The organism is Salinicola lusitanus, assembly GCF_038648475.1.
GTDB classification, from domain to species: Bacteria; Pseudomonadota; Gammaproteobacteria; order Pseudomonadales; family Halomonadaceae; genus Salinicola; species Salinicola lusitanus.
This window is the reverse complement of sequence record NZ_CP151919.1, coordinates 4,600,489-4,627,299: the sequence shown is the minus strand read 5'-3', so window position 1 is coordinate 4,627,299 and position 26,811 is coordinate 4,600,489. Positions and strand designations below refer to the sequence as shown.

Here is a 26,811-nt window from a genome sequence, read left to right as displayed (position 1 = left end):
CTCGGACGTTAGCGCGAGGCCGCTGCGTCTAGATCTCCTGCAGCAGTGCCTGAATGTCTTGACGACGTCCGGCATCGGCCGTCTCCCGGCCGGGCCGCGGCGCGGCGGCCATCGCTTTCTCGAGTGCCTGCCGGGCCTGCGCGTCGTCGCCCTCGTCGTGAAGGAATTGGGCCCAGAAGTAGTTGCTGTCGATCCCGTCGGGATTGAGGTTCAACCCTTTCTGCAGCAGCTCGCGCGCCTTGTCGTCGTCGCCGAAGCTCAGGGGCCAGCCGGGGACCTGGTGATAGAGGGTGCCCAGGCTGGTATAGGCCGATCCGTCCAGCGCCGTCGGATCGATCGATATCGCCCGCTCGAACTCGGAGCGCGCCTCCTTGACCAGGGAGAGTGCGCCCAGGCCACCCTCCGCACCCGCCTGGGAGCCTCGGATGATGCCTGCCCAGGTGTGCAGCGCCGCGCTATCGGGTTGCGCCTTGAGCAAGGCCTGAGCGCGCTGGTAGAGCTGATCGAAGGCGTCGGCACGCCGCGCTTCCGGCGTCTTGTACTGGATATTGGCCCAGCGGCTCTGGAGCTCGTGCAGACCCGCGGCGACCGCGGTCGCCGATGCCGCGCTCGATGCCGTCGGGGATTCGGCCGCCAGGGCGAGCGGGCTGCCGGCAAGCGCGATTCCCGACATGGTGGCAAGCGCGGTGGCGAGCATCAGCACCTTCATGGATCGGTATGCTGTCATGGTGATCTCCGTGTACGGATCATGGCGAGGGGGAGGGGCGACGTGCATGCTGCTGGATCGTCGGGAGCCGTTTCCTGAGTGCGCGGTCGACGATGCCGGGTAGGATCCCGTTCAACTTGACCAGCAGGCACTCCGGCCAACCGAGTTGCCGATCACGAGCCTGCGCCTCGATGCCGCGAATCACCCTTGCCGCGACCTGGGCAGGTTCGTCCACGTGGTTGCCCAGTTCGGTATTGAGGGCATCGGCGCGGTCGCTGTTCATGCCGGTTCGGGTGGCCCGAGGCGAGATGTGAAGCACCTGGACCGGGGTGTCGGCCAGTTCCCGGCGCAGTGCCTGGCTGAATCCGCGCAGGGCGAACTTGGTCGTGCAGTAGGCGGTGTAGCCGGGGTGCCCGATGGCGCCGAACGCGGAACCGAGGTTGACGATCCAGGCGCTGTTCTCGTGCAGCAGTCGCGGTAGCAGCGCTTGCGTGAGCAGCAGGGTGGCGGTCACGTTGAGTTCCACCATCGACGAGATCGCTGCCGGGGACTGCTCGTCGAACAGGCCGAAGTGATTGACGCCGGCGGCGTTGATCAGCATGTCGATACGCGTCTCTTCCGCGGTCTCGACCACCCGGCGACGATCCTCGGACGTCGTCAGGTCCGCGGACAGCGTGCGTATGCGCTCTGGCGCCAGCGCTGCCAGCGCTTTCAGGACGCTGGCGTTACGCCCCACGATCAGCAGCCGTGCGCCGCGCTGTGCCAGCAGGGTCACCAGTTCACGTCCGATACCGCCGCTGGCGCCGGTGATCAGGATGCGGCGATCAGACCAGCGCATGGCTCAGGCCCTCGTGGCTGACGGCGTCGTCGGCGTCCTGGCGGAGGTTGCGGAACATGGCACCGTAGAGGCGGTAGACCATGTTGGCGGCATCGATGATGGCCTGGAGGTCGGCGGGGTCTTCGAGCCGGTTGATCTGCTCCTCGAAGAACGCCAGATGGCCGATATCGAGGCTGCCGTGGGATTCGAGATAGCGGAAGGCGTTGGCCGGAAGGCCCGCGCGGTCTCGCATCTGCTCGGCGGCCTGGGTGGCGATGGCGGTGCTGGTGCCTTCCAATACGTGCACCATGCCGAAGAAGCCGACCGGATTGTCGTAGGCGATCACGTCACGGACGTAGCGCACCATCAGTTCGGTCGCCGGCGCCGGGGTCGCGCTGGCGACCGCCTCGGCATCGCCGCCCAGGGCTCGAATGTCGTCCAGGATCCACTCCTGGTGGCCGTACTCCTCCTCGATGTACTCGACCAGCGCGCCACGCAACCACTCGAGACGCGGAGGCAGGCGCGCGCCGCAGGCCATCATCAATGGCACCGTCTGTTTGACGTGATGGTAAGCCTGCGCCAGAAACGCCTGATAGATCTCCTGGGTGATGTTGCCCTCCAGCGCCTGGCGAATCACCGGCGTGTCGAGCAGCCATTGGCGATGGCTGGCGGTGGCTTGTTGCAGAGTTTCGTAGTGGGACATGATGTCGTCTCCTCGGACGTGGACGGATGGCCTATGCATCCGCCGATGGATGTAACGGGCTGGTCAGCCAGGTGTGGTAATGCGCGTTCAGGGCGTCACGGCGCAGCCGACCATTGGCAGTCGCCAGACCGTTCTGCGCGGTGAAGGGAGTGCTGCGTTGCCACAGCGAGACACGCGCGTAATCGGGCAATCGGGCATTGGCGCTGGCCACGGCGTCCTCGATCTGGCGATCGTTGACCCAGTCGCCCCGCGGTACCAGCAAGGCACGGTTGAAAGACTGTGCTTCACCGCTTACCCAGGCCTGGGCAATCGCGGGTTCGGCGGTCAGTTCGGCTTCGACCCAGGCCGGATCGACATTGCGTCCGTAGGCGGTGATGAATACCTGACGACGACGGCCCTTGAGTCTCAGCGCATCGCCGTCCCACTGCCCCAGATCGCCGGTGGGCCAGACGGTCGGCGCCGGCGCGCTGTCACCCAGATAGCCCAGCATCACATTGCCCTGGACCAGAACCTCGCCGTCGTCGGCCAGTCTGACCTCGACGTGAGGCAGGGGGCGTCCGACGCTGCCGGGATGCCGTTCACCGGGACGGTTGAGCGTGACCACGGAGGCGCACTCGGAGAGGCCGTAGCCCTCGAATACCGGCCAACCGGCGGCTTCCGCGCGCGCCAGCAGCGCTGGCGACACCGTGGCCCCGCCGACGGCGAAGAAGCGGCCAAAGCCGATGGGGGCATCGCCTTGCCGGGTGAGTAGCGCCGACAGCAACTGCGGCACCAGAATCAGGCTGTCCGGCGCCTGGCGACTGATGACCCGCCAGCCACTGGCACTGTCGAAGCCGCTGGCGCCCTGCCAGCCCAGGGCGGCCAGCGATGGCAGGCTGATACTGCCCCCGAGCCATAGCGGCGCATAGATGCCGCCGATGTTTTCCAGCAGCGTCGCCAGCGGGAGTACCGCCAGGTGACGGCGCACGTCGACGCTAGCGGCGATACCGGCGAGACTCTCGGCGACCGTGAGCTGATTGTCGCTGCTCAGACAGACCCCTTTTGGCGTACCACTGGTGCCCGAGGTGAAGGTGATCTTGTGGGTGCCCGCGGGCAGCTTCGGCGGTGGCGAGACACCGCGACGCCGCCAGAGCATGGCGTCGGCATCCGGGGTGGCATCGAAGCCCAGTACGCTCGCCAGTGATCCGGGGCCGATCAGGGTATCGATACCGGCCTGGTCAACCAGATGGGTCAACTGCGCCGGGGTGAAGAAGCCTGGCAATGGCACGTTGACGATGGCTTCCTGCATCATCGCCAGATCCCACAGCGCCCAGTCGATGCCATTGTCCAGCGCCAACCCCACACGTTGGCTGCCGAGCCGGCGCAGCTGCCGTGCCCGGGAGTCGACGAGCGGCATCAGGTCGCCGTAGCGGATTGACCGGGTTTCATCCTCCAGGGCGATGCGGTTCGCATCCTCGTTTCCCAGCGCCCGGAGATGGTCCAGAAAGCGCTCACGCATGATCGATGTCCTTGAGATGCGGGGCCGCGGCTGGCACGGTGGTGGTGGTGGAGCGGCCGTGGCTCGGGGTGAGACGGTGCCAGGCGGCGATCAGGTCGCCACCCATGACCCAGGGCCGATGCAGGTAGTAGTTGCCCCAATCGCCTTGGGTGTCGCCCAGCCGGGCCGGATCGGCGTCCGCCAGACGGTGAACGTCGAGACCGAGGCGTCGAAAACCGTTGCGCACCGTCGCCGTCGCGGTGAATGCCAGCCAGCGGCACTCCTCGGCGACGAGCGAATCGATCAGGGCGCGAATCAGCGCGACCGTCATGCCCGGGCGGCGTGCCGCCAGGTTGCCGATCTCTGCCAGTGCGGTGCGCTCCACCGGCTGCTCCAGCACCGCGGAGAGCGCCTGCTCGATGGGCGTTTCCAGGTAGCACTCGAGAAAGAGCGGGGAGGCGTCGGCGCGACGGACGCCCACGGCAGCCTGCAATTCATCGCGCTCCCAGAGCCCGTAGAGTCGTGGCGCGAACTGGCCGATCGACGCACCATGCTGCTGCCGGTAGGTGTCGGCGATGAAGTTCTCGAGCGTGGCGCGCTCCCGGTCGCCGCGGCTTTCACGCCATACGGTGTTCGCTGCTGAAGCAGGTAAACCCGACATCGATAGCCCTCCGACAAGTTGACGGAGGCTAGATTGAGGGGCAGGGGCTTAACGAAGTCTTACGCTGGAACCCGGTGGGGGAATCTTTCGCCCCGTCCGGACCAGGCGCTCGGCCGGGGCTTCCGCAGAGCGCGGCGGGGTCGTCTACACTATTGACGTCGAAGGAAATCAGCACAATCAAAAGGGGACGACATGCCTAAACTCGGCAAGCAAGGCGTATTCATCGTCTCGGCGGTGGTGATCGCGGCGATCGTGGCCATAGGCGCGATTTTCCCGACAGGATTTGGAAATATCGCCAATGCGGCACTGGGGGCGACAACACATTACTTCGGGTGGTTCTACCTGATTTCCGTGTTCGGATTCGTCATTTTTCTGGTCGGCTTGGCGTTCAGCAAGTACGGCAAGATTCGCCTGGGGCCACAGGACAGCAAACCGACTTACGGTTTCTTTTCATGGGTCAGCATGCTGCTCGCGGCGGGCTTCGGGGTCGGCCTGGTGTTCTACGGCATGGCGGAGCCCATGACGCACTACATGACGCCACCCTATGGTGACGTGGAACCGGAATCCGCCGAATCGGCTCGTTACGCGATTCAGTACGCTTTCTTCAACTGGGGGATTCACCAGTGGGCGGCGTTTTCGGTCGTCGGTCTGATCATCGCCTACTACCAGTTTCGCAAGGGCCAGGCGGGCATGGTCTCCAACGTACTCTCGTCGGTCACCGCGAAACGCCCGAAGTTGCGCCGTCTCGGGCCGGTCCTCGATATCTTCGCGGTCGTCGCAACGGTGATGGGCGTGGCGACCTCCATCGGCTTGGCGGTACTGCAGATCAATGGTGGCCTGCACTCGGTGTTCGATGTGCCGGAAAACATGATGTGGCAGTTCATCATCATGGGCGCGATGTTCATCTGCTACATGATCTCGGCCACATCGGGCCTCGACAAGGGCATCAAGAACCTGTCCAACCTCAACCTGATCATCTGCTTCGCACTGATGTTCTACGTCCTGTTCACGGGGCCTACCATCGCGATTCTCGAGACCATCACGCTGGGCATCGGCGACTACCTGCAGAACTTCATCGGCATGAGTCTGCGGATGTCGCCCTACGATGACAGTCAGTGGGCCTCGAACTGGACCATCTTCTACTGGGCCTGGGTCATTGCCTGGTCGCCGTTCGTGGGGACGTTCGTGGCGCGAATCTCGCGCGGGCGAACCATCAAGCAGTATGTTTTCGGGGTGCTCGTGGTGCCGCCGCTGCTGGCTTGCCTGTGGATCGGGGTCTTCGGTGGTGCCGCCATTCAGATGGAGATGAACAGCGATGCGGGTCTTGCCCAGGCAACGGCGGACAATATCACCTCGGCGCTGTTCCGCATGTTCGACCTGATGCCGTTCTCGAACGTACTGTCGGTCGTCGCACTCTGCCTGATCTTCATCTTCCTGGTGACCTCGGCGGACTCGGCGACCTACATCGTGTCGCAGATGACGGACAACGGCTCGCTCAATCCGCCGCTGATGAAACGTATCATCTGGGGGGTACTGATCGCGGCGATCTGCCTGACGCTGCTCTCCGCCGGTGGCGAGAACGGACTGAAAGGGCTGCAATCGGCCTCGGTGCTGGCGGCGTTGCCCTTCACCTTCATTCTCTACGGGATGATATTCGTGACGTTGAAGGAGCTGCGCGCCGATCGCAAGGCGATGCTGACCGCACTCTATCGGCGCCATAGCGATACCCCGGTCGGGGCCGACGCCTTCGAGGCCGAGGAGCTGGGCGAAGAAGATCGCTATCGGCGTGCCCCCGACGTCAAGAACCGGCGCATCAATCCGCGCTGATCGTCGGCGTGGGGAGTCCCGGCCCCGGTCTGCAAGGACCGGGGCCGTTTTCGTCGCTGGATCGGAACGGCGGGAACGCACGGGGGAGCGCCGAGCGAATCTGGCGCCGGTGGCGAAAAATCGTGAACCAGCCTAATTTGTGACTGGATTTCATCTTCATGCCGCCGTTAATAAGATGATAAAGCCTTGCGGAGCTCATCCATGCCACCGGCCTTGAAGTCTTCCCGACGACCGCGTCATGGCGCCACTCGCCGCGGCGTGGCGTCTGCCGATTCCAGGATCGATCGATGGCTCGATGCGCTGGTCAGCCTGTTCGTGGTCACGGCACTGATCGTCGGCGGCGCGGCGCTGCTTGTCACCCTGCTGTTCTGAACCGCTCGAGGTCGGCTCGGCTCCGACCTGCCATCCCCAGGTCTTCCGCGCGGAGCCCGCGCCGGCAACACCCTGTCGCGAGATTTGCTAGCCCTCGCGGCGTCTGACCTGCAGGCGTTGCATTGACGCCACCAGATCGTTGAACCGTTCCCCCTGAACCTGCACATGCGCCTTGATCGCGGCCTCGGCAGCGTCGGCCTCGCCTCGCTCCAGCGCCGCCATGATGGCCTCGTGCTCGTCGAAACTGCTGGCGAGGCGGTGGCGGGCGTGAAGTTGCAGGCGACGATAGGGTTTCAGGATGGCATGCAGGCGGGCCGCTTCCTGGGTAAGAAAGTCGTTGTGGCTGGCTTCGTAGATCAGATGATGGAAGATGCCGTTTTCGTAGTAGTAGCCATCGGCGTCTCCCGAACGCATGCACGCCCGGCAGGCCGCCTGGGCGCGATGCAGTGCCGCCAGCTCTTCGGGGGTGGCGCGTCGCGCCGCCAGCCGAGCGCACATGCCCTCCAGTTCCGCCATGACCTCGAATCGCTCGACCAGCTCGGTGACGCTCAGTTGAGCGACGAAGGTGCCGCGCTTCGGCAGGACGCGCACCATGCCCGACGCCGCCAGTTGCTGCAGTGCTTCGCGAATCGGGGTGCGCGAGCAGTCGTACTCCCTGGCCAGAGCTTCCGGGTCCAGTCTGTCCCCCGGCGCGTAATGGCCGTCGACGATGGCATCCTCGAGCAGGTCGCGAAGCCGCTGGGCATGCGGGATGCGGGCCATATTAGACTTTCTCCTATGTTGACACCCGGTCGGCGGGGGCATAACTGTTATATATAACAGAGCGATGACATGTATGTTAACTGCCGGTTGCCGATTCGCGCGATCGGATGGGGTTCCGGCCCGCTGTCTCGCTCCGTTCACGCTCACCGGCGACGTCGCGCGGCACCGGTGGAAGCTTCAGTCTCCGATCCGAGAGGGACGGCATGAACGTCAACATGAATTTTCTGCAGGATCTGCTCTCCAGTATCGGCCGCCGAACCCGAGGCCAGTACCTGTTCGGTGGCAAGGACGGCGACAAGCCGAGCAGTCTGGCGAGATTGACCTCGGTGTGCGAGACGCTGATGCACCCCGGCGGTGAAGCCTCGCAGATCCTGATCGCCCAGGAGGCGCTGGAGCGCTACGCCTCGCTGGATGACAGCGACCGTGTCGCATTTTTCCAACTGCTGGGGGAGCGCTACGCCGCCGAGCCCGATGCCATCCATCAAGCCTATGCGGCGTATCGCGATACTGGGGACAACGCCAGTCTGCAGCGGCTGTTCTCCGCCTGCGAGCCGCGACGACAGCATCTGCTGCGCCGACTGAATCTGTGCCCCGGCGGCACCTACGAACTGGTCAAGATGCGCGCGGACCTGTTGCGCTGTCTCAAGACCCACCCCGAGCTGGCGCCGCTGGACGCCGACTTCGAGCACCTGTTCGCCTCGTGGTTCAATCGCGGTTTTCTGGTGCTCGAGAGCATCGACTGGAACACACCCGCGGCGGTGCTCGAGAAGATCATTCACTACGAGGCGGTGCACGCGATCGGCGACTGGTCGGACCTGCGCCGCCGCCTGGACCCGGAGGACCGTCACTGTTACGCCTTCTTTCACCCGGCCACGGGAGACGAGCCGCTGATCTTCGTCGAAGTGGCGCTGTGCAAGGGCATTCCCAACAGTATCCAGACGATCCTCGAAGGGGGCGACGACGTGCGCCCGGAAGAGGCCGATACGGCCGCGTTCTACAGCATCAGCAACTGCCAGGCTGGCCTGCGGGGTATCTCGTTCGGCAACTTCCTGATCAAGCAGGTGGTTCAGGAGCTCAAGCGCGAACTGCCCAACCTGGAGAAGTTCGTGACGCTGTCGCCGGTGCCGGGTTTTGCCAAGTGGTTGGCGGCCGAGCGTGAAAGCGGCGCCTGCCAGCTGAGCGATGAGGTCGCAGACGGTCTGGATGCCGAAGGCTGGGTCGAGAACCCCAAACTGCGCGAGAAACTCACGCCGGAGGTGCGCGGCCTGGCGGCGCATTACCTGATCGACGCCAAGCGCGACAATGGCCTGCCGTTGGACCCGGTCGCTCGCTTTCATCTGGGCAATGGCGCCAGTCTCCATCGCCTCAACTGGCCCGGCGACACGTCCGAGAACGGCCGCCGCCAGTCCCACGGCCTGATGGTCAACTATCTCTACGAGCTCGACCGGATCGAGCAGAACCACGAAGCGTTCAGTCGCGAGGGCACGGTGGTCTGCACCAGCGACATCCGTCGCGATGCCAAGCAGGGGCGCTCACGTTGCCGTCATGGCTCCCGCACCGACGCCTGATCGGTCGCGTATTCAAAGCAGGAGAGGTGGAATGAATCACAACTTGTATCTGCAGTTTTCGGGTAACTTCGAGCGCGATCCCGACAAGGTACTGATCGACACGCCGAGTGGCGAGACGTATCGCTATCGCGACGTGCTGTCCACATCGCGGCGGCTGGCGCGGGTGTTGCTCGATCTCGGGGTCGAGCGGGGCGATCGGGTCGTCGTCCAGGTCGACAAGAGCCCGCAGGCGATCATGCTCTATCTGGCCTGTCTGCAGACGGGGGCCGTCTATCTGCCGCTCAACACCGCCTACACCGAAGCCGAGGTCGAGTACTTCCTGACCGACGCCGAGCCGCGGCTCTATGTGTGTCGTCCGGCCGATGTCGAGACCGCACGGGAGCTGGCGCGACGCTGCGGTGTGCCGGCCGTCGAGAGTTTGGGCAGCGAGGCGGATGGATCTCTGATGGAGCTGACAGCGCGCGCCGAGGAGGAGACGAGCATTGTCGAACTCGCAGCCGATGAGCTCGCGTCGATTCTCTACACCTCCGGCACCACCGGGCGCTCCAAGGGGGCGATGCTCAGCCACGGCAATCTGGCGGCCAACAGCCAGGCGCTGGCGCAGACCTGGCACTTCAGCGCCGATGATCATCTGCTGCATGCGCTGCCCATCTTCCATACCCACGGGTTGTTCGTGGCGTGCAATATCGTCCTGACCGTGGGCGCGTCGATGACCTTCCTGCCCAAGCTCGACCCCGAGCAACTGCTCGACCTGATGCCGCGGGCGACGGTGCTGATGGGCGTGCCGACCTTCTACACCCGCCTGCTCGCCAGCCCGCGCCTGGACCGGACGACGACCGCCAACATGCGGCTGTTCGTCTCCGGTTCCGCGCCGCTGCTGGCGGAAACCCATCGCGAATTCTCCGAGCGAACCGGGCACGCCATTCTCGAGCGCTACGGCATGACCGAAACCAACATGAACACCTCCAACCCCTACGACGGCGAGCGCCGCCCGGGCACGGTCGGTTTCGCGCTGCCGGGCAGCGAGGTACGTATCACCGACCGCGAGAGCGGCAAGACTCTGGCGGCCGGGGAGACGGGACTGGTGGAGGTTCGCGGCCCGAACGTCTTCCAGGGCTATTGGCGCATGCCGGAAAAGACCGCCACCGAGTTCCGCGGCGACGGTTTCTTCATTACCGGCGATCTCGGCCTGATCGATGCGGATGGCTACCTGCAGATCGTCGGGCGCGACAAGGATCTGGTGATCTCCGGCGGCTACAACGTCTATCCGAAAGAGATCGAGCAGTGGATCGACGAGATGCCGCAGGTCGCCGAGTCGGCCGTCATCGGCGTGGCCCATCCCGATCTCGGCGAGGGCGTGACTGCCGCAGTGGTGCTGAAACCCGGCGAGTCGCTCGACGAATCCCAGGTGCTGGCGGCGCTCGAAGACAAGGTGGCTCGCTACAAGCAGCCCAAGCGCGTGTTCTTCATCGACAGCCTGCCGCGCAATGTCATGGGCAAGGTGCAGAAGAACGCACTGCGCGACCGTTATGCCGATATCTACCGTAGTGCCGAAACGGTCGGCAAGTAGCCTGTCGTTTCACTGATGGCCCCGCCGCGTGGGTAACGCGGCACCACAGCCACGCGTGAGTGGCTGTCTCGACACACGCCAAGCTCCGATAACCGGGCTAATCATGACCATTCTCGACAATAACGCCCCATGAGGTGATAACGATGGTGATTTACGGTGTAGCACTCCTGGCCGGCTGCATGCTGGCCGGGCTGATCATCGGCGACGTACTCGGCCAGATGCTGGGAATCGATGCCAACCTGGGTGGCGTGGGTATCGCCATGCTGCTGCTGATCTTCGTGACCGGATATCTCAAGGATCGCGGCAAGCTGCCGGAAACGACCGAAAGTGGCATCAACTTCTGGAACGCGATGTACATTCCCATCGTCGTCGCTATGGCGGCGAGCCAGAACGTGGCCGCGGCCTTCAGCGGTGGCATGGTGGCGATTCTCGCCGGCGTCCTGGCGGTGGTGCTGGGGCTGGCGCTGGTACCGGTGCTGACCGGCAAGAAAGTCGACGACGCGAGCCCGCTCGAGTCGGCCCCGACCACCCCTAGCGGCCACTGAGAGAGGATACCGACATGAACGACTCCATCGTCTCCCTGGTCGACAAGTATCACCTGATCGCTGCGTTTGCAGTGGTCGGTCTGACCATGTACATCGCCTATTGGCTGAGTCGGCATCTGACCGCTGGGCGCCTGCACGGCTCGGCGATCGCGATCATCATCGGCCTGGCACTGGCGTACGTCGGTGGCGTGTCCACCGGCGGCAGCAAGGGGCTCTCCGACGTCACGCTGTTTTCCGGCCTCGGCCTGATGGGGGGCGGCATGCTGCGGGACCTGGCGATCATCGCCACCGCCTATGGCGTGCGTTTTCAGGAGATCAAGAAAGCTGGCCTGCGCGGCGTGATCGCACTGTTCCTCGGCGTGCTGGTGTCGTTCGTCGCCGGTGCCGCCGTGGCGATCGGCTTCGGCTACACCGACCCGGTGGACATCACCACCATTGCGGCCGGCGCGGTGACCTACATCGTCGGGCCGGTGACCGGTGCCACCCTGGGCGCGAGTTCGGAGGTGATCGCGCTGTCGATCGCCGCCGGTCTGGTGAAATCGATTCTCACCATGATCGCGACACCGTTGACGGCCAGATTGATCGGCCTGGACAATCCGCGCTCGGCGATGATTTTCGGTGGCCTGATCGGTACCACCAGTGGCGTGGCCGCTGGCCTGGCCGCCACTGACGCGCGCCTGGTGCCCTACGGGGCGATGACCGCGACGTTCTACACCGGGCTCGGCATCCTGCTGGCGCCGACGGTGCTGTTTCTGGCCGTACGCGCGATCTTCTGAGACAAGGGTGGCCGGCGGGAGCCGGCCGCTCCACTAAGGCGACGAGAACGCCCGGTTGAGACACCTGCCCGGGCGGGACGCCGGGACCGGAGCGATGGCGACGCAGCCTCGACCCGCGGACTTGGCCTGATAGAGTGCCAGGTCGATCTCCTCCAGCAATCCCTTGGAAGTCTGGTGGCGGTGTTCGCCGACACCCGCGGAGAAGCTGACGCGCAGGTCCAGTGTACTCAAGGCTTGATGGCGGAGCTGGCCCAGCACACGGTTCACCGTCGCCTGTGCCGAAAAGCGGTCGATGCCCGGCAGGATCATCAGGAACTCCTCTCCGCCCCAGCGAATCAGGGTGTCGCTGGAGCGCAGCGCGCCGGCAACGAAATGGCTGAACTCCCTCAGCACCGTGTCGCCGACGGCGTGGCCATAGCGATCGTTGATCGCCTTGAAGTGATCCAGATCCAGCATCGCGACGGAGATCCTGTCGCCAACCCGCTTGCCGCGCTCCAGCGCCTGCTCGAGCAACTCCCCGCCCATGCGACGGTTGTGCAGACCTGTGAGGTCGTCGCGTGTCGCCAGATACTCGAGACGCCGGTTTTTCTCTTCCAGCCGACGTTCGACGTCGCGCCGCTGGGTGATGTCGACCAGAAAGGCGACTCGCTGGGGGTTGCCCCGTTCGTCACGGCTGACCGTGTCCTCGAGCATCACGGTGCGGGGGGTACCGTCGTGAAGCCTCACCTCCAGCGAGTGGCGCTGGTTCAAGGCATGGGGAAAGCTGGCGGCATGCCGTTTTTCCGCGGCCTGTCGACTCTGCGGGGGTAGCAGCTTGCGAAAGTGGGCGTTGAGCAGTTCGTTTTCCGCGTAGCCGAAGAACTCGCAGAACGCGCGATTGACCTGGCGCAGATATCCGCCCGCATCGATCGTGCACACGCCCATGGGCAGGTTCTCGAGGATCTGACGCAGTTGGGGCTGGTGCCGGGGCAGCAGGTTTGCCGTGGCGTCGTCAGCGGCCACCTCGCCGATGGCGATCAAGACGTGGCGTGAGGACTCGGTATCGCCAGGCGCCCCGAGCGAGGAAACCTTGAGCTTCACGGCCAGCGGTGGCTGACGGTGCTGGCGGATGTAGAAACTGTGCCATTGTCGTGAATCGTCGACGGCGACACTCAGCAGGGCGGGGTGATCCCGGCCCGCGGCCGGATGCCGTCCGGCATCGAGCCACTGCCAGGGGTCGGCCATGGGGAAGCGGTCGTCCAGTCGCAACTGGCGTTTTGCCGTTGCATTGGCGTCGACCAGTAGCGGTACGCCGCTGTCGAGCCGGTAGATCAGTGCCGCGATATCCAGCGTGTCCAGACCATCCGGCGTCGAGGGACGCGCCTGTCGTGACAATCGTCTTTTCGATGCAACCATGAGCCAGGGTACCGTGAGTTCCTACGGTGAATAGAGCTGCCGAGCGTCCTGCGACGGTCAGTACCGTCCCTTGACCAGCGCGAAGCGCGAGTCCGGGCAGACGGGTAGCCGTTCCGCGACCGGCCGGGCAAACCAGTATCCCTGCTGCCTTGCAATACCGTGCCGATAGAGCCAGCGAGCCTCTTCCAAGGTCTCGATGCCCTCGGCGACCAGCTTGATGTCGAGATGGCGCGCCAGGTCGACGAGATGGCGGATCACGATCTGTTTTCGGGGTGAGGCATCGATGTCGCTGATCAACTGGCGGTCGATCTTCAGCATGTCGGGCGAGATCTCGGCCAGCAGATCGAGGTTGGCGTAGCCGGTGCCGAAGTCGTCGAGTGCCGTCTTCATGCCCATGGCACGGTAGCTGGCCACGATTTTCTGCAGGTGGCGCCGATCCGTGACGCTCTCGCTTTCGACGATCTCGAAACATAGTCGACTGACCGGCCATCCGACGCGCTCGGCAGCTGCCAGCGTCGCCTGGATACAGGCTTCGGGTTCATAGACGGCGTTGGGCAGAAAATTGATCGACAGCACGCCCCGCGCGTTCAGCCGATGGGCGATTTCGATCGCCTTGACACGACAGGCCTGATCGAAACGATAGCGTGTCCTGTCATCGACCTTGGCCAGCACGGCTGCGGCGGACTCTCCCTCGGGACCTCTGACGAGGGCTTCGTAGCCATAGACGCGGCCCTCGTCGATGTCGACGAGCGGCTGGAATGCCATGGTGAAATCGAAATCCAGCGGCGCATCGCAGCGTCCGCAGACGTTATCGTGTCTGGCGCAACCCGGCATTGTTGTCCTCCCTGACGACATGCACTGCCATGATGAGCCTTGCCAGCAACGCACTCCATTGCGGTCCTGACAAGTTAACTAAGCTTAGAATAGATGACTATGATCGAATAGCAGTGATTTGGTAGGTAAGTGTGAATCCTGATGCGAGGATCGTCGCAGATCGCCGACGGTCGTGCCGCCTGGAAAAGACACTCTCGAGTACTACCGCCCGATGACGACTCTCTTTCCCAATTCGCGAGGTCTATGAAACCGTCTCCGGCTACCCTCTTCTATATTTTGCTGATCGCGCTGGGCGTCGCGCTGGATAAAGGCGTCTGGCAGATCCCGCGGGAGTGGAATCCGCTGGCGCCACTGGTCGTCAGCGACCCCGTGACGCCAGTCACTCGCTGGAAGCTGAAGGCGCTCTCCGGAGATCGCGACGCCTGTCTGGCGGCGCTCGATACCGCCCCCGACATTCGTTACGCCCCGCTGGCGGACTACACGCCGGTCGCCGGCTGTCCGTTGGAGAACGTGGTGCGCGTAAATCACACCCAGGTCCGGTTCAATGCCAGTTTCGTCGCCAGTTGCCCCCTGGCCCTGGCCTGGACCATGTTCGAGCAGCACGAGCTGCAACCGCTGTCGCAGCGGATCTTCGGCGAGCGGGTCGCCAGCGTCCGCCACTATGGCTCCTTCGCCTGTCGCAACATCTATCACCGGGAGAACGCGAGACGAAGCGAGCACGCCACGGCGTCGGCGCTGGACGTCGCCGCCTTCGGGCTGGAGGATGGTCGCAGCATCAGCGTGCTCGACGATTGGCGGGACGGCGGTGAACGCGGCCGGTTCCTCGAGGAGGCCCAGAAGGGTGCCTGCCACTACTTCGGGACCACCTTGGGGCCCGACTACAATGCCGCCCATGCCAACCATTTTCATCTCGGCATGCGAGGTATCTCGTTCTGTCGCTAATCGGTCCGCTCGACGCCTTCGCTGGCTTCGGTCATGACAAAAACCTCGCGGGGACCTAAGGTTGTCGGTATCTCTCGCGGATGCGCTTGTCATCGATAGTGACGGGGCGTTCGCTGCCGCCCGATCCTGTTTTTCCACCGAGAGGAGTAGTCCATGCGTCTGACCATCAAGGGTGTCGAGGAGGGCAAACCGATCCCGGCGACCTTCGCTTTTGCCGTCCCGGATCCGGAGCAGCACATGCGCCTCAGCGACAATCGCAATCCGGAAGTGCGCTGGCTGGACGCGCCATCGGGGACGCGAAGCTTCGTGATGCTGGTGACCGACCCCGACGTTCCCGGCGTGGCGGATGACGTCAACCAGGAGGGCAAGACGTTGCCGCCGGAACTGCCGCGAGTCGACTTCTATCATTGGGTGCTGGTCGACATCCCGGCGGAAGTCAACCTGCTGGAGGAAGGCGAGATGGCCGACGGCGTGGTGCCCAAGGGGAAACCGCCGGGGCAGACCGCCAAGGGGATCAGCGGCATCAACGGCTACACCGGTTTCCTGGCCGGCGATCCCGACATGGCGGGTGTCTACGGTGGCTACGACGGTCCCTGTCCGCCGTGGAACGACGAGATCGTCCACCGCTACACGTTCAGCCTGTTCGCGCTGGACATCCCCACGCTGGGGCTGGCGGGCGAGTTCACCGGTGAACAGGTCCGCGAGGCGATGGCCGGTCACGTCCTGGCCGAATCCAGCGTCACCGGGACCTATACGCTCAACCCGGACCTGCGCTGAGTCGTCATGGCGTCGTCACCCCACCCGGCGACGCTGCGCCGTGCGATCCTGGCCATGGCCGAATCGCGCGGTTCCGCCAAGACCTTCTGTCCCTCGGAAGTGGCGCGCCAGTTGGATGACGACTGGCGCCCCCTGATGGCGCCGATACGGGCCAGTTCGCGCGAGCTGGCCCGCGAGGGGCGTCTCGCTGTGCTCCAGCGGGGACGGGCACTGTCGCCGGAAGAGGCTTGGCGCGGGGCGATCCGGCTGCAGTTGCCGGCCGATCGCGATGGATGACGACGCGCGAGGTGTCCGCCGCACCGGCGTCGGCATGATGGTGCTGTTCTGGGTGCTCCTGCTGCTGTTGGCGGGCTGGTGGTTTCGTGGAGTGGAACAGCGGCGTAGTCATCCCAACGCGGAACTGGCGACCGCGACGTTCGAGCATCAGGCGCCGGTCACCCTGGAGCGCAATGCGCAGGGCCACTTCGTGGCGCCGGGGGAGGTCGATGGCCAGGCGGTGACGTTCCTGATCGATACCGGCGCCACCTACGTCTCGCTTTCGCAGTCTCTCGCCCGCACCTTGCAGATCGAACCTGGGCCGGAGGTCATGTTTACCACGGCCAACGGTCGCGTCAGCGGCAATCTGGCCACGCTGGAGAGTGTGAGGCTGGGAGGGCTGACCGCCCGACAGGTGCCCGGTTCGATCCATGCGGGTATCGGCGACGACGTGGTGCTGCTCGGCATGAGCTTTCTGGGCCGGTTCGATATTCAGATACGCGGCAGTCAGATGATCGTCGGCCCGCCAGACCCTTGATTTGAGCCATACTGGGAATTCGGCGGTACTGGAAAAAGATCCCCGGACTCGAGCGACATCGATGTCCCCACGGGGAGAGCTTGCCAGCGAGGGGAGTGCCATCGACATGAGCGCACGCAAACCGTATCGGCTCGCTGCCTGGGTGCTGGGCGCCGTCATGGTGGTCGTGGGCCTGATCCTGGTCGTGGGCGGGGGCTGGCTGATCGTCCTGCGGGGCAGCGGTTACTATCTGCTCGCCGGTCTCGGCCTCCTGGCCAGTGGCGGGCTGCTGATTCGTCGCCATCCGGCGGCACTGCTGCTTTACGCGATGGTACTGCTGGCGACGCTGGCCTGGTCGCTGTGGGAGGTGGGATTCGACTGGTGGCAACTGGCGCCGCGGGTCGCGCTGCCCTGCGTGCTCGGGATCGTGCTGCTGTTGCCGTGGTGGAGAAAGCCGGTGGCCTCTCCGCTGGGAAGCGGCGCGCTGGCGCTGGCCGTCGGCCTGACGATCGGGATCGCGGTGGTCGCGCAGTTCATCGCGCCGGGCACCATCGAGGGACGACTCGATCCCGAACGCAGGGCGCAGGTGATCAACGAGGCGCAGGTGGCAGGAGAGAACTGGCCCGCCTACGGCGGCACCAATGCCGGTACCCACTACTCGTCCCTCGACCAGATCACGCCGGCGAATGTCGGCAGGCTCCAGGAAGCCTGGCGCCTTCGAACCGGTGACATCGCGACGTCCACCTCGCCACCGGAGATTACCAACGAGAACACGCCGCTGAAGGTGGGCGACAATCTCTTTCTGTGTACTTCCCATAGCCGAGTGATAGCAGTGTCACCGGAAACCGGCGACGTCCGATGGACCTTCGATCCCGAGCTCAGCAGGATGGGCGCCGACGATTTCTCTGGCTGGGCGCACATGACCTGTCGCGGTGTCGCCTACTACGACGTATCCGATTACGCCGACACGGCGGGGAGTGGCGTCGCGACCGGGGGTGGCGCTGCCGGGAGCGACGAAGGCCCCGTCGCGCCGCGAGTGCCGTCGATTGGCCAGACGGACGTGATGTGCCCGCGACGACTCTTCGTGCCGACGGCCGATGCCAGGCTGATTGCGCTGGACGCCCAGAGCGGCGAGCGTTGTCCCGGTTTCGGGGTCGATGGCGAAGTCGACCTGACGCGCAATATCGGCGATTTCGCGCCCGGCGGTTACTACGCCACGTCGCCGCCGGTGGTCACCGAACACTTGGTCATCATCGGCGGTCACGTCACCGACAACGGCTCCACCGATGAGCCCTCGGGGGTCGTCCGGGCCTACGATGTCGGTACGGGAGAGCTGGTCTGGAACTGGGACAGCGGCAATCCGGAAGCCACCGCTCCCATTGCGCCCGAGGCGACCTACACCCGCAACTCCCCCAATGCCTGGGCGCCGCTCAGCGTCGACGAGCGCCTGGGACTGGTCTATCTGCCGACCGGCAACGCCACGCCGGACCCGTACGGTGCCGATCGCGACGAGAATGACGAGACCTACGGCGCGGCACTGGTGGCGCTGGGTCTCGCCACCGGCGGGGTCCGCTGGCGGCAGCAGTTCGTCCACCACGACCTTTGGGACATGGATACTCCCGCCCAGCCGGTCCTGCTCGACCTCCAGACGCCCGACGGCATGTTGCCGGCGGTGATTCAACCGACCAAGCAGGGCAGCCTCTACGTGCTCGACCGGGGGACCGGGGAGCCGATCGTGCCGATCGAGGAGGTCAAGGCGCCCAGCGGTGCGGTCGAGGGTGACTTCACCGCGGCGACCCAGCCGCGTTCGACACTCAACCTGCTGCCGCCGCCACTCACCGGCAGCGACATGTGGGGCGTCTCGCCGATCGATCAGATGCTGTGCCGCATCCAGTTCCACGCTCTCGACTATCGAGGGCAGTACACGCCGCCGTCGCTGAACGGGAGTCTCGTCTATCCCGGCAATGTCGGCGTTTTCAACTGGAGCGGAGTGGCCGTCGATCCGGCGCGTCAGGCGATGTTCACCAGCCCCAACTATCTCGCCTTCGTCTCGCGTCTGATCCCCCGCGACGGCGAAGACGATCCGGAGGCGTCCGCCAGCGAGCAGGGCGTTCGACCCAATCGAAGGGCGCCATACGCCGTCGAACTGGGGCCGTTCCTGTCGATACTCGGCCTGCCTTGCCAGGCGCCGCCCTGGGGCCAGGTCGCGGGGATCGATCTCGGCAGTCGTGAAGTGGTCTGGCAACATCGCAACGGCACCACGAGAGACAGCATGCCGTTCGACCTGCCGATCCCGTTGGCCGTCGGCGTCCCGGCGCTGGGCGGGCCGATCACCACCGCCGGTGGCGTCAGTTTTCTCAGCGGCACGCTCGATCAATATCTGCGGGCTTACGACCTGACCAGTGGTCGCGAACTCTGGAAAGCCCGGCTCCCCGCAGGCGGACAGGCCACGCCAATGACCTACCGGGGCAGGGACGGCCGCCAGTACGTGGTCGTCACGGCCGGCGGGCACGGGACTTTCGGCTCCCGTATGGGGGACTATGTCGTGGCTTATGCATTGCCTCGGGACGCGCTGCCGTGAGCGAACGGCATGGCGTCATGGTAATGACGGCTTGCGAACTTGTTGCCCGATTGGCAGGCAGGATGAGGCTCGTGACGCTGACGACCAGCGTCAATGTTCAAGGAGAGAATCGATGGTGGCGGGAAATCTTCGGCTCGGCGCTTTGGCGCTGACGGTGACGCTGGTGCTGGCGGGCTGCGAGAGCCTTTCGACGGGATCGTTTCAGATGCCCGATATCTTCGGTGGTGCCGACAGCGATGAAACCGTGGTGAAGCGCCAGATCCCCTTTCCGGCCGACGAGTACGCGAAGCTGGAGAAAAAAGGGACGTCTGCCGTGCAGGGGCGTCTGACCTACGAGACCTCCGCCGGCCAGACGTTGATCGGTGCCGGCGAGACGGTATCGGTAGCGCCCGCGACCCGTTATGCCGCCGAAGCCGCCGACGTGGCGCTCTCGGGGCGCAAGATCGAACCTGCCGACCCACGGGCCCGGGAATACACGCACTACGCCAAGACCGACGACAACGGCTATTTCGTCGTGCGCGGCATCCCCGCCGGTGTCTTCTACGTCGCCGGCAGCGTGTTGCTTCCCGGTGGCAACTCGCGCAGTCCGATCATCATCAAGCAGATCGAACTCGGCGAGGGGCAGACCCGGGATGTGGATTTGAGCCGCTGAGGTCGGCGACGGGAAATGGAGGTCGAGACGGCGCGAGAGACGGGCCGTGAACCGGAGGGGCGAACGATGTTGACGATCTGGGGGCGCGAGAGCTCATACAACGTCCAGAAAGTGCTGTGGCTGGCTGACGAACTGGGACTCGACTACGCCCATCGACCGGCGGGGGGAGAGCAGGGCGGCCTGGACGACGAGGCGTTTCTGGCGATGAATCCCAACGGGCGGATTCCCGTCATCGAAGAGGACGAGACCATCGTCTGGGAAACGCACGCAATCCTTCGCTACCTGGCTTCGGCGCATGGCGGACAGGATTTTCGGCGCGCCTCTCCGGCCGCCCAGTCGCTGATCGATCGCTGGCTCGATTGGTCGTTGTCCGAACTGGAGCCGGCTTTCTTTGGTGGTATCTTCTGGGGCTTCTATCGCACGCCGGGCGACCAGCATGACGATGTCGCCATCGAACGTTCGCTGGCCAAGTGCGACCGGCTCTACCGCCTCCTCGACGAGCGCCTGGCCCAGAGTCCGTTCCTCAGCGGAGATCGGCTGGGATTGGCCGATATTCCGGCCGGCACCACGCTCTACCGTTACTTCGAACTCGAGATACCGCGACCGTCGCTGCCCAACGTGGAAGCGTGGTATCGACGGCTGCAGCAGCGCCCCCACTATCAACGCCACGTCATGCGCCCCTTCGGCGAACTTTACGGACGCCTGACTTACTGATCCCGCGCTAAGAAATTCGCCAGGAGCGACACCCTGCATGGCGTCACGACGGGCATCTTGATGGTGCGCTCCCGGAGGATTCCAACCCAAGGTACTTTGGCCGCCAGCGATACTGGGTTACAAAGGGAACAATTCGGGTATGATGCTGTTTAATTCGCTATGTTCTGTTTTTAAGCGTAGCGTCAGTCTTTGTTTTCGAAGTCGGTTTTCAGAGACAGCAGTATCATGATGGCAAGCCATAATGCAGTTGCGTGAATCGTGATTGCCGTGAGCCGCCACATAATAAATGAATATCGGTATGCAGGGTTTCGAGGCCAACTCAAAGGGATGGATGACAGCTTGGACAGCACTGCACATCAAGATCGCGTATTGATCATCGAAGACGACGAGCGTCTGGCACATCTGACGCGTGAGTATCTGGAGGCCAACGGGTTCCAGGTCGGGCTGGAGCATGATGGCGCGCACGGCGTGGAGCGTATCGTCGAGGAGCAGCCGGACATGGTGATCCTCGATCTGATGCTGCCCGGCGAGGATGGTCTGTCCATCTGCCGGCGGGCGCGACCGCACTATGCCGGCCCCATCCTGATGCTGACCGCGCGCACCGACGACATGGATCAGGTCCTCGGCCTGGAGATGGGCGCCGACGACTACGTGCCCAAGCCGGTTCAGCCCAGGGTTCTGCTGGCGCGCATGAGGGCCTTGATGCGCCGCGCCGACAGCCTGGTCTCCTCCAGTGGAGCGACCCGCCTGACCTTCGACAACCTGGTCATCGACAGCGCCACTCGCGAAGCCTGGCTGGAGGAGGAGCGGGTCGATCTCACCAGCGCCGAGTTCGACCTCCTCTGGCTGCTGGCCGACAACGCCGGCCGCGTGCTGACCCGGGAAGAGATATTTTCCCAGCTGCGCGGCATCAAATACGATGGACAGGATCGCTCCATCGACGTGCGCGTCTCGCGTATTCGTCCCAAGATCGGTGACGACCCCAACCACCCCCATCGCATCAAGACCGTGCGGAGCAAGGGGTATCTATTCGTCAGGGATAGCTGAAGCGAACCGATCACGGTGTCCGCTCGGTTCTCCTGGGCCGTGAAACCGGCAGGTTGCCGGGCTGTTGCGGTCAGTAGCTTCGCGATCACGACTACCGTCGCTCGGCCGGCCACGCCAGGCAGGGGCGATAGGCGAGTCGTCGCGACGCCGGCCGAGCGCGGGGCCACGGGTGCCGCATGGCGGACATCGATCGCCTCCTGCAGCAGGCCCCCGTCTCTTCGCGGAGACGGGCGAAACTAGCCTTCTGGCCATCCACGAAGCCGATTGCCGCGCGAGATTCAACATGCGTCGTTCCTTTACCGACAGCACATTCTTTCGGTTCTACGTGTCGTTGCTGGCGGCGTTGGTCATCACCTTCGCGCTGGTGCTGCTCGGTTTCCTGATGGTCGACAAGGTGCGCCAGGAACATTATCGGGAGAATCTCGTCAGCGGTCCGCTGGCGCTGCTTTCCGATCTCGTCTCTCGCCAACCGTTGGCGCAGCGAAATGACTGGCTGGCATCGATGGCATCGACACTGGGCATGCCGTTGGGGCTGTTCAAGCTCGACGAGCTCTCGCTCAACTACTTCGAGCGAGCCCGCTTGCGCGAGAACCGCCCCGTCATCGAGTCGACCGACAAGGGCTGGCGCTCTCTCTATCAGTTGCCGAACTCCCAATGGGTGCTGGCGGCACGCATCAACAGTCTCAACGAGATGCAGCTGCGCGGCATCACCGAAGTGCTGCGAAGCTGGCTGAGCGGCGAGACGGACGAGATCCAGGCCCGTCGCTTCGAGCGGGTCAAACAGCAGTTCCACGTGCCACTCGGTCTCTACACCGCGCCACCGACGGATGTCGACCCCATCCAGGCGACGCGCCTCGACGCCGGCGAGGTGGTGGTGCGTCTCGAAACGGGCCTCAGCGCGCTCTATATCCACGCCCGAGTCGGCCCGGATCGCTGGTTGCGAATCGGTCCGCTGCCCAGTTTCGAATCGATGCCGCTGTCGCTGGCGCTGGCGCTGCTGATCATGGTGCTCTTGACCCTGGCGGGAGCCATCTATCTCATCGTCTGGAGTGTCGAAGGGCGCGTGGGGCGGCTGGAGCGCGCCGCGACGAGGATTGCCGCCGGGCATCTCAACTCGCGGGTGCGGGTCGACAGCAACGACTTCGTCGGTCGCCTGGGCATGGCGCTCAATGGCATGGCCGCCCAGGTCCAGTCGCTGCTGCGCAGCCAGCAGGAGATGATCCGTGCCGTTTCCCACGAGTTGCGCACGCCGGTGGCCCGCATTCGCTTCGCGGTCCAGATGCTCGAGGATCTCAGCAAGGATGAAAGCGCCCAGCGCCAGCTGGCGGGCATCGACGAGGACATTTCCGAGCTCGACCGGCTGATCGACGAGATCCTCACCTATGCCAAGCTCGACAGCGAGAACGCGCAAGGCGTCACGCTCAAGACGGAGAGCATGGAGTGCCGGGCGGTTGCCTGGCGAGTGCTGGATACGCTGAGCCCGCTGCATCCGCACCTCGAACTCGGCGTCGTCGATGGCGAGGAGCTCGAGGTGGAAGCGGAGCCGCGCTACCTGCAGCGTGCGGTACAGAATCTGGTCGCCAATGCCTGCCGCCATGCCGAATCCCGGGTCATGGTGACGATCCACCGCGAGCCGAGGGCTGTCCGGATCGATGTCGAGGACGATGGTCCGGGGGTGCCGGAAGAGAAGCGGATTGCCATCTTCAAGCCATTCGCCCGGCTGGACGACAGCCGCACCCGCCGCTCCGGCGGCTACGGGCTGGGGCTCTCCATCGTGCAGAAGATCATGGCCTGGCACGGTGGCAATGTCGTGGTCGATCGCAGTGCCAGCCTGGGGGGCGCCCGGTTCAGCTTGCTGCTACCGCTCCATGGGCGGGAGGCGATTCACCCGCTGAACTTCGACGAGGAGGAGTCGTCCTGACGAGCCAGCGCCGGCACGCGCTTCGGCGTCCGCACCGTGGTTCGTGGCTCAGGTGGGCTCCGCGCCCGCCGGCTTGATCCCGTTCAGTACCGCGAACGACGTGTCTCTGGCGGTACGAATGAAGTCCTCCATCCACGGTAGCGCCAGATTCTCCTCCCGGATCGCCGCATACAGCGTGCTCCATACCCCTTCCTTGCCCAGCGGCAGCGCCTTGACGTAGTCGCGCTCCAGATACTCGGTCAGTGCCCAGTTGGGCAGGGCGCAGACGCCGCGCCCGCTGGCTACCAGCTGCATCATCATCACCGTCAGCTCCGCACTGCGGATCTCCTTCGGCCGCACGCTGACCGGGTCCAGAAACTGGGTGAAGACGTCCAGCCGGGAGTGGTCCACCGGGTAGACGATCAGCGTCTCCTCGATCAAGTCCGATGGCTCGACCCAGCTTCGGGTCGCCAGGGCGTGCTGCTTGGCCACTGCCAGCAAGCCTTCGTAGCGGAACAGCGGTTCGTAGTGCACGCCCGGCAGCGGCTCGGGATTGTCGGTGATGACCAGATCGAGAACTTCGCGGGTCAGGCCGGGCAGCAGGTCGAAATTCTGGCCGCTGGGGATGTCGACCTCGACTTCCGGCCAGTGATTGCGAAAGTGGTCGACCGTCGGCATCAGCCACTGAAAGCAGCTGTGGCACTCGATCGCCATGTGCAGGCGCCCTTGTTCGTGTCCCGCCAGCCGAGCCAGGTCCCGCTCCGCCAGACGCAACTGAGGCAGAACCTGTTCGGCCAGTGTCAGCAGGCGCTCCCCGGCGCGCGTGAACGACACCGGACGTGTCTTGCGCGTGAACAGCGGCATGCCGAGACGCGACTCCAGATCCTTGATCTGGTGGGACAGCGCCGATTGGGTCAGGTGGACGCGCTCCGCCGCCTCGACGAGGGAACCGGTATCGCGCAGGGCGATCAGCGTGCGGAGGTGGCGAAGTTCGAGCATGCTATGAATTCTGCTCACGTTGAGGATTAGATAAACGCGTTTGATTCAGGATATATCGCCGGGGACACTGCCCGCCAAGCCATCATCTTCACCATTCTAACCGCTAACTCTGAGAGACCCTACACATGACCACGCCGGTGCATACCCTGGGCTACCCGAGAATCGGTGCCCATCGCGAACTGAAGAAAGCCGTCGAAGCCTACTGGAAAGGCGAACTCGACCGCGATGGACTCGAGCGGGAAGGTACGCGCCTTCGCAAAACGCACTGGCAGGATCAGGTCGATGCAGGCCTGGACCTGGTGACGGTGGGGGACTTCGCCTTTTACGACCAGGTGCTCAACGTCTCGGTGATGATCGGCGCCGTTCCGCCGCGCTTCGGCCGCACCGGCGGCGAGGTCGATCTCGACACCAGCTTTCGGATGGCACGTGGCCGCGCGCCCAGCGGCGAGCCGGCAGCGGCTTGCGAGATGACGAAGTATTTCGATACCAACTACCACTATCTGGTGCCGGAGCTATACCAGGGACAGACGTTTTGCATTGCCAGCGAGCGGCTATTCGACGAGGTCGCGGAAGCCCGGGCCGAAGGCCATCCCGTCAAGGTGGCGCTGACCGGCCCGGTAACCTGGCTGTGGCTGGCCAAGGCCAAGAGCGACGGGCTCGAACGTCTCTCGCTCCTCGACGAGCTCGTCGCGACCTATAGCGACATTCTGGGTCGCCTCGCGAGCGCAGGCGTCGAATGGGTGCAACTCGACGAGCCGGCGCTGGTGCAGGACTTGCCCAGCGACTGGCAGCGCGCCTTCGAATCGGCTTACGCCACGCTCCAGTCGACACCGGTCAAGCTGCTGGTGGCAAGCTACTTCGGCGGGCTCGGCGACAATCTGGGGCTGGCCGTCGCGCTGCCGGTGGAGGGGCTGCACGTGGATGTGGTGCGGGCGCCGCAGCAGCTGAGCGCGGTGCTCGACAGGCTGCCATCCGACAAGGTGCTCTCGGTAGGCGCCATCGATGGCCGCAACATCTGGCGTGCCGATCTCACCCGACTTGCCGGCGAGCTCGCGGACGCCAAGGCTCGCCTGGGCGACCGCCTGTGGCTGGCGCCGAGTTGCTCGCTGCTTCACGTCCCCGTCGACCTGGACAACGAAACCGGACTCGATCCCGAGCTGAAGAGCTGGCTGGCCTTCGCGCGGCAGAAGCTCGGCGAGGTGGTGACGCTCGCCCACGTGCTCGATGGCACCGAGACGGCGACGGATCGCCAGCGGGTGGAGGAGGCCAGCCAGGCCCTGGCGGCGCGCCGAGCGTCGCGGCGCATCCACAAGCCTCGGGTCGCCGAGCGTCTGGCCAAGGTGAGCGCTGCCGACACGCGCCGTGGCAACGTCTACGCGGTACGCGCCAGCGCGCAGCGGGAGCGTCTCGCCCTGCCGCTGTTCCCGACCACGTCGATCGGGTCCTTCCCGCAGACCCAGGAGATTCGCGCGGCACGCCGCGACTTCAAGAAGGGGATCCTCGACCTGGCCGATTACGAAGCCCGCATGCGGGAGGAGATTGCAATGGTCGTCGAGCGCCAGGCGCAGCTCGGGCTCGATGTGCCGGTACACGGCGAGGCCGAGCGTAACGACATGGTCGAGTACTTCGGCGAGCAGCTCGATGGCTTTGCCTTCACCCAGAACGGCTGGGTGCAGAGCTACGGTTCACGCTGCGTCAAGCCGCCGGTGATCTTCGGCGACGTGGAGCGGCCAGCGGCGATGACGGTGCGCTGGAGCCAGTATGCCCAGTCGCTCACCGACAAGCCGATGAAGGGCATGCTGACCGGACCGGTCACCATTCTGCAGTGGTCGTTCGTGCGCGACGACCAGCCGCGCGCCGAGACCTGCCGGCAGATCGCGCTGGCCCTGCGCGATGAAGTCGCCGACCTCGAGCGCGCGGGTATCGCGATCATTCAGATCGACGAGCCTGCACTGCGGGAGGGTCTGCCGCTGCGCCAGGCCGAGTGGCAGGCGTATCTCGACTGGGCGGTGGAGTGCTTCCAGTTGAGCGCTGCCGTCGCCACCGACGAGACCCAGATCCACACCCACATGTGCTACGCCGAGTTCAACGACATCATCGGCGCCATCGCGGCCATGGATGCCGACGTCATCACCATCGAGACCTCGCGTTCGGACATGGAGCTGCTGGATGCGTTCCAGGACTTCGACTACCCCAACGAGATCGGGCCCGGCGTCTACGACATTCACTCGCCGAACATCCCCGAGCGCGCCTGGATGGTCGACCTGATGACCAAGGCTGCGGAGAAGATTGCGCCCGAGCGACTCTGGGTCAATCCGGACTGCGGTCTCAAGACGCGCGGCTGGGCGGAAGTGGAGCCCGCGCTGGCCAACATGGCCGAAGCGGCCCGCGAGCTGCGCAAGCGCTACGCATGA

Annotated in this window: 25 protein-coding genes; 16 read left to right on the top strand and 9 right to left on the bottom strand. The window is 64.8% G+C overall.

What is annotated here, in order from left to right; all coding sequences use genetic code 11:
• Positions 1-28: 28 nt before the first annotated feature.
• Genes AAGT95_RS20920 through AAGT95_RS20900 form a run of 5 tightly spaced genes read right to left on the bottom strand, consistent with a single transcriptional unit; the run spans position 29 to position 4,364 of the window.
• Positions 29-727, bottom strand: a complete 699-nt coding sequence (locus tag AAGT95_RS20920) for a hypothetical protein (protein WP_342595013.1) — start codon at positions 725-727, stop codon at positions 29-31.
• A 19-nt stretch (positions 728-746) separates the two neighbouring features.
• The gene (locus tag AAGT95_RS20915) at positions 747-1,544 is read right to left on the bottom strand and encodes an SDR family oxidoreductase (protein ID WP_110598576.1); all 798 of its coding nucleotides are present in this window, start codon (positions 1,542-1,544) and stop codon (positions 747-749) included.
• Positions 1,531-2,226: a TenA family transcriptional regulator gene (locus AAGT95_RS20910; RefSeq protein ID WP_110598575.1), complete on the bottom strand. Its 696-nt coding sequence runs from the start codon at positions 2,224-2,226 to the stop codon at positions 1,531-1,533. Before AAGT95_RS20910 ends, AAGT95_RS20915 begins: the two co-directional genes overlap by 14 nt.
• A 31-nt stretch (positions 2,227-2,257) precedes the next feature.
• Entirely contained in the window at positions 2,258-3,724 is a 1,467-nt protein-coding gene (locus tag AAGT95_RS20905) for an AMP-binding protein (protein WP_342595012.1), read from the bottom strand.
• Positions 3,717-4,364, bottom strand: a complete 648-nt coding sequence (locus tag AAGT95_RS20900) for a thermostable hemolysin (RefSeq protein ID WP_110598573.1) — start codon at positions 4,362-4,364, stop codon at positions 3,717-3,719. Before AAGT95_RS20900 ends, AAGT95_RS20905 begins: the two co-directional genes overlap by 8 nt.
• 192 nt (positions 4,365-4,556) lie before the next feature.
• Here AAGT95_RS20900 and AAGT95_RS20895 point away from each other — a divergent pair, with 192 nt between their 5' ends.
• Together AAGT95_RS20895 and AAGT95_RS20890 are read left to right on the top strand one after the other, a co-directional pair.
• A complete protein-coding gene (locus tag AAGT95_RS20895; protein ID WP_110598572.1) occupies positions 4,557-6,191 on the top strand; it encodes a BCCT family transporter in 1,635 nt (544 codons plus the stop codon).
• Between the two features lie 201 nt (positions 6,192-6,392).
• On the top strand, positions 6,393-6,563 hold the full coding sequence (locus AAGT95_RS20890) for a hypothetical protein (RefSeq protein WP_167404614.1): 171 nt from the start codon (positions 6,393-6,395) through the stop codon (positions 6,561-6,563).
• Positions 6,564-6,650: 87 nt separating this feature from the next.
• Here AAGT95_RS20890 and AAGT95_RS20885 read toward each other — a convergent pair whose 3' ends face one another.
• Positions 6,651-7,325 (bottom strand): GntR family transcriptional regulator, encoded by a 675-nt coding sequence (locus AAGT95_RS20885; RefSeq protein ID WP_110598571.1) that lies wholly within the window; start codon positions 7,323-7,325, stop codon positions 6,651-6,653.
• A gap of 203 nt (positions 7,326-7,528) precedes the next feature.
• Between AAGT95_RS20885 and AAGT95_RS20880 the strand changes: the two genes are divergently transcribed.
• The 4 genes from AAGT95_RS20880 (at position 7,529) to madM (ending at position 11,784) form a co-directional block, all read left to right on the top strand.
• Positions 7,529-8,893: a malonyl-CoA decarboxylase gene (locus tag AAGT95_RS20880; RefSeq protein WP_240612298.1), complete on the top strand. Its 1,365-nt coding sequence runs from the start codon at positions 7,529-7,531 to the stop codon at positions 8,891-8,893.
• A 31-nt stretch (positions 8,894-8,924) separates the two neighbouring features.
• Complete coding sequence (locus tag AAGT95_RS20875; protein ID WP_110598570.1) at positions 8,925-10,463, top strand: malonate--CoA ligase; 1,539 nt, start codon at positions 8,925-8,927, stop codon at positions 10,461-10,463.
• A gap of 143 nt (positions 10,464-10,606) precedes the next feature.
• The gene (gene madL, locus AAGT95_RS20870; protein WP_110598569.1) at positions 10,607-11,008 is read left to right on the top strand and encodes a malonate transporter subunit MadL; all 402 of its coding nucleotides are present in this window, start codon (positions 10,607-10,609) and stop codon (positions 11,006-11,008) included.
• Between the two features lie 14 nt (positions 11,009-11,022).
• On the top strand, positions 11,023-11,784 hold the full coding sequence (gene madM / locus AAGT95_RS20865) for a malonate transporter subunit MadM (protein ID WP_110598568.1): 762 nt from the start codon (positions 11,023-11,025) through the stop codon (positions 11,782-11,784).
• Positions 11,785-11,817: 33 nt separating this feature from the next.
• Here madM and AAGT95_RS20860 read toward each other — a convergent pair whose 3' ends face one another.
• Both AAGT95_RS20860 and AAGT95_RS20855 read right to left on the bottom strand, forming a co-directional pair.
• The gene (locus AAGT95_RS20860; RefSeq protein ID WP_162302600.1) at positions 11,818-13,158 is read right to left on the bottom strand and encodes a GGDEF domain-containing protein; all 1,341 of its coding nucleotides are present in this window, start codon (positions 13,156-13,158) and stop codon (positions 11,818-11,820) included.
• A gap of 78 nt (positions 13,159-13,236) precedes the next feature.
• Positions 13,237-14,013 carry an EAL domain-containing protein gene (locus AAGT95_RS20855; RefSeq protein ID WP_110598566.1) on the bottom strand — a complete coding sequence of 259 codons (777 nt, stop codon included), beginning with the start codon at positions 14,011-14,013 and terminating at the stop codon, positions 13,237-13,239.
• A 243-nt stretch (positions 14,014-14,256) separates the two neighbouring features.
• On the opposite strand from AAGT95_RS20855, the gene AAGT95_RS20850 reads away from it, so the two are divergent.
• From AAGT95_RS20850 to AAGT95_RS20810, 9 genes are all read left to right on the top strand, one after another.
• Positions 14,257-14,955, top strand: a complete 699-nt coding sequence (locus tag AAGT95_RS20850) for an extensin family protein (RefSeq protein ID WP_342595011.1) — start codon at positions 14,257-14,259, stop codon at positions 14,953-14,955.
• Positions 14,956-15,108: 153 nt separating this feature from the next.
• A complete protein-coding gene (locus AAGT95_RS20845) occupies positions 15,109-15,732 on the top strand; it encodes a YbhB/YbcL family Raf kinase inhibitor-like protein (protein ID WP_110598564.1) in 624 nt (207 codons plus the stop codon).
• A 6-nt stretch (positions 15,733-15,738) separates the two neighbouring features.
• Complete coding sequence (locus tag AAGT95_RS20840) at positions 15,739-16,008, top strand: DUF3253 domain-containing protein (protein WP_110598563.1); 270 nt, start codon at positions 15,739-15,741, stop codon at positions 16,006-16,008.
• The gene (locus AAGT95_RS20835) at positions 16,001-16,525 is read left to right on the top strand and encodes a retropepsin-like aspartic protease family protein (RefSeq protein WP_110598562.1); all 525 of its coding nucleotides are present in this window, start codon (positions 16,001-16,003) and stop codon (positions 16,523-16,525) included. The genes AAGT95_RS20840 and AAGT95_RS20835 overlap by 8 nt, the downstream gene beginning before the upstream one ends.
• A gap of 106 nt (positions 16,526-16,631) precedes the next feature.
• The gene (locus AAGT95_RS20830) at positions 16,632-19,085 is read left to right on the top strand and encodes a membrane-bound PQQ-dependent dehydrogenase, glucose/quinate/shikimate family (RefSeq protein WP_110598561.1); all 2,454 of its coding nucleotides are present in this window, start codon (positions 16,632-16,634) and stop codon (positions 19,083-19,085) included.
• Positions 19,086-19,197: 112 nt separating this feature from the next.
• Complete coding sequence (locus AAGT95_RS20825) at positions 19,198-19,737, top strand: carboxypeptidase-like regulatory domain-containing protein (protein WP_110598560.1); 540 nt, start codon at positions 19,198-19,200, stop codon at positions 19,735-19,737.
• Between the two features lie 66 nt (positions 19,738-19,803).
• On the top strand, positions 19,804-20,451 hold the full coding sequence (locus AAGT95_RS20820; protein WP_110598984.1) for a glutathione S-transferase family protein: 648 nt from the start codon (positions 19,804-19,806) through the stop codon (positions 20,449-20,451).
• Between the two features lie 327 nt (positions 20,452-20,778).
• On the top strand, positions 20,779-21,498 hold the full coding sequence (locus AAGT95_RS20815) for a response regulator transcription factor (protein ID WP_110598559.1): 720 nt from the start codon (positions 20,779-20,781) through the stop codon (positions 21,496-21,498).
• Positions 21,499-21,781: 283 nt separating this feature from the next.
• Positions 21,782-23,419, top strand: coding sequence for an ATP-binding protein (locus tag AAGT95_RS20810; protein WP_110598558.1), 1,638 nt, complete (start codon positions 21,782-21,784; stop codon positions 23,417-23,419).
• Positions 23,420-23,467: 48 nt separating this feature from the next.
• On the opposite strand, the gene AAGT95_RS20805 is transcribed toward AAGT95_RS20810, so the two are convergent.
• A complete protein-coding gene (locus AAGT95_RS20805) occupies positions 23,468-24,397 on the bottom strand; it encodes a LysR family transcriptional regulator (RefSeq protein WP_110598557.1) in 930 nt (309 codons plus the stop codon).
• A 125-nt stretch (positions 24,398-24,522) separates the two neighbouring features.
• Here AAGT95_RS20805 and metE point away from each other — a divergent pair, with 125 nt between their 5' ends.
• On the top strand, positions 24,523-26,811 hold the full coding sequence (gene metE, locus AAGT95_RS20800) for a 5-methyltetrahydropteroyltriglutamate--homocysteine S-methyltransferase (RefSeq protein ID WP_342595010.1): 2,289 nt from the start codon (positions 24,523-24,525) through the stop codon (positions 26,809-26,811).

Excerpts from the sequence above, each read along its gene's own strand:
- AAGT95_RS20920 (WP_342595013.1), bottom strand. The coding sequence starts at position 727 with ATGACAGCATACCGATCCATGAAGGTGCTGATGCTCGCCACCGCGCTT.
- AAGT95_RS20915 (WP_110598576.1), bottom strand. The coding sequence starts at position 1,544 with ATGCGCTGGTCTGATCGCCGCATCCTGATCACCGGCGCCAGCGGCGGT.
- AAGT95_RS20910 (WP_110598575.1), bottom strand. The coding sequence starts at position 2,226 with ATGTCCCACTACGAAACTCTGCAACAAGCCACCGCCAGCCATCGCCAA.
- AAGT95_RS20905 (WP_342595012.1), bottom strand. The coding sequence starts at position 3,724 with ATGCGTGAGCGCTTTCTGGACCATCTCCGGGCGCTGGGAAACGAGGAT.
- AAGT95_RS20900 (WP_110598573.1), bottom strand. The coding sequence starts at position 4,364 with ATGTCGGGTTTACCTGCTTCAGCAGCGAACACCGTATGGCGTGAAAGC.
- AAGT95_RS20895 (WP_110598572.1), top strand. The coding sequence starts at position 4,557 with ATGCCTAAACTCGGCAAGCAAGGCGTATTCATCGTCTCGGCGGTGGTG.
- AAGT95_RS20890 (WP_167404614.1), top strand. The coding sequence starts at position 6,393 with ATGCCACCGGCCTTGAAGTCTTCCCGACGACCGCGTCATGGCGCCACT.
- AAGT95_RS20885 (WP_110598571.1), bottom strand. The coding sequence starts at position 7,325 with ATGGCCCGCATCCCGCATGCCCAGCGGCTTCGCGACCTGCTCGAGGAT.
- AAGT95_RS20880 (WP_240612298.1), top strand. The coding sequence starts at position 7,529 with ATGAACGTCAACATGAATTTTCTGCAGGATCTGCTCTCCAGTATCGGC.
- AAGT95_RS20875 (WP_110598570.1), top strand. The coding sequence starts at position 8,925 with ATGAATCACAACTTGTATCTGCAGTTTTCGGGTAACTTCGAGCGCGAT.
- madL (WP_110598569.1), top strand. The coding sequence starts at position 10,607 with ATGGTGATTTACGGTGTAGCACTCCTGGCCGGCTGCATGCTGGCCGGG.
- madM (WP_110598568.1), top strand. The coding sequence starts at position 11,023 with ATGAACGACTCCATCGTCTCCCTGGTCGACAAGTATCACCTGATCGCT.
- AAGT95_RS20855 (WP_110598566.1), bottom strand. The coding sequence starts at position 14,013 with ATGCCGGGTTGCGCCAGACACGATAACGTCTGCGGACGCTGCGATGCG.
- AAGT95_RS20850 (WP_342595011.1), top strand. The coding sequence starts at position 14,257 with ATGAAACCGTCTCCGGCTACCCTCTTCTATATTTTGCTGATCGCGCTG.
- AAGT95_RS20845 (WP_110598564.1), top strand. The coding sequence starts at position 15,109 with ATGCGTCTGACCATCAAGGGTGTCGAGGAGGGCAAACCGATCCCGGCG.
- AAGT95_RS20840 (WP_110598563.1), top strand. The coding sequence starts at position 15,739 with ATGGCGTCGTCACCCCACCCGGCGACGCTGCGCCGTGCGATCCTGGCC.
- AAGT95_RS20835 (WP_110598562.1), top strand. The coding sequence starts at position 16,001 with ATGGATGACGACGCGCGAGGTGTCCGCCGCACCGGCGTCGGCATGATG.
- AAGT95_RS20830 (WP_110598561.1), top strand. The coding sequence starts at position 16,632 with ATGAGCGCACGCAAACCGTATCGGCTCGCTGCCTGGGTGCTGGGCGCC.
- AAGT95_RS20825 (WP_110598560.1), top strand. The coding sequence starts at position 19,198 with ATGGTGGCGGGAAATCTTCGGCTCGGCGCTTTGGCGCTGACGGTGACG.
- AAGT95_RS20820 (WP_110598984.1), top strand. The coding sequence starts at position 19,804 with ATGTTGACGATCTGGGGGCGCGAGAGCTCATACAACGTCCAGAAAGTG.
- AAGT95_RS20815 (WP_110598559.1), top strand. The coding sequence starts at position 20,779 with ATGGATGACAGCTTGGACAGCACTGCACATCAAGATCGCGTATTGATC.
- AAGT95_RS20810 (WP_110598558.1), top strand. The coding sequence starts at position 21,782 with ATGCGTCGTTCCTTTACCGACAGCACATTCTTTCGGTTCTACGTGTCG.
- AAGT95_RS20805 (WP_110598557.1), bottom strand. The coding sequence starts at position 24,397 with ATGCTCGAACTTCGCCACCTCCGCACGCTGATCGCCCTGCGCGATACC.
- metE (WP_342595010.1), top strand. The coding sequence starts at position 24,523 with ATGACCACGCCGGTGCATACCCTGGGCTACCCGAGAATCGGTGCCCAT.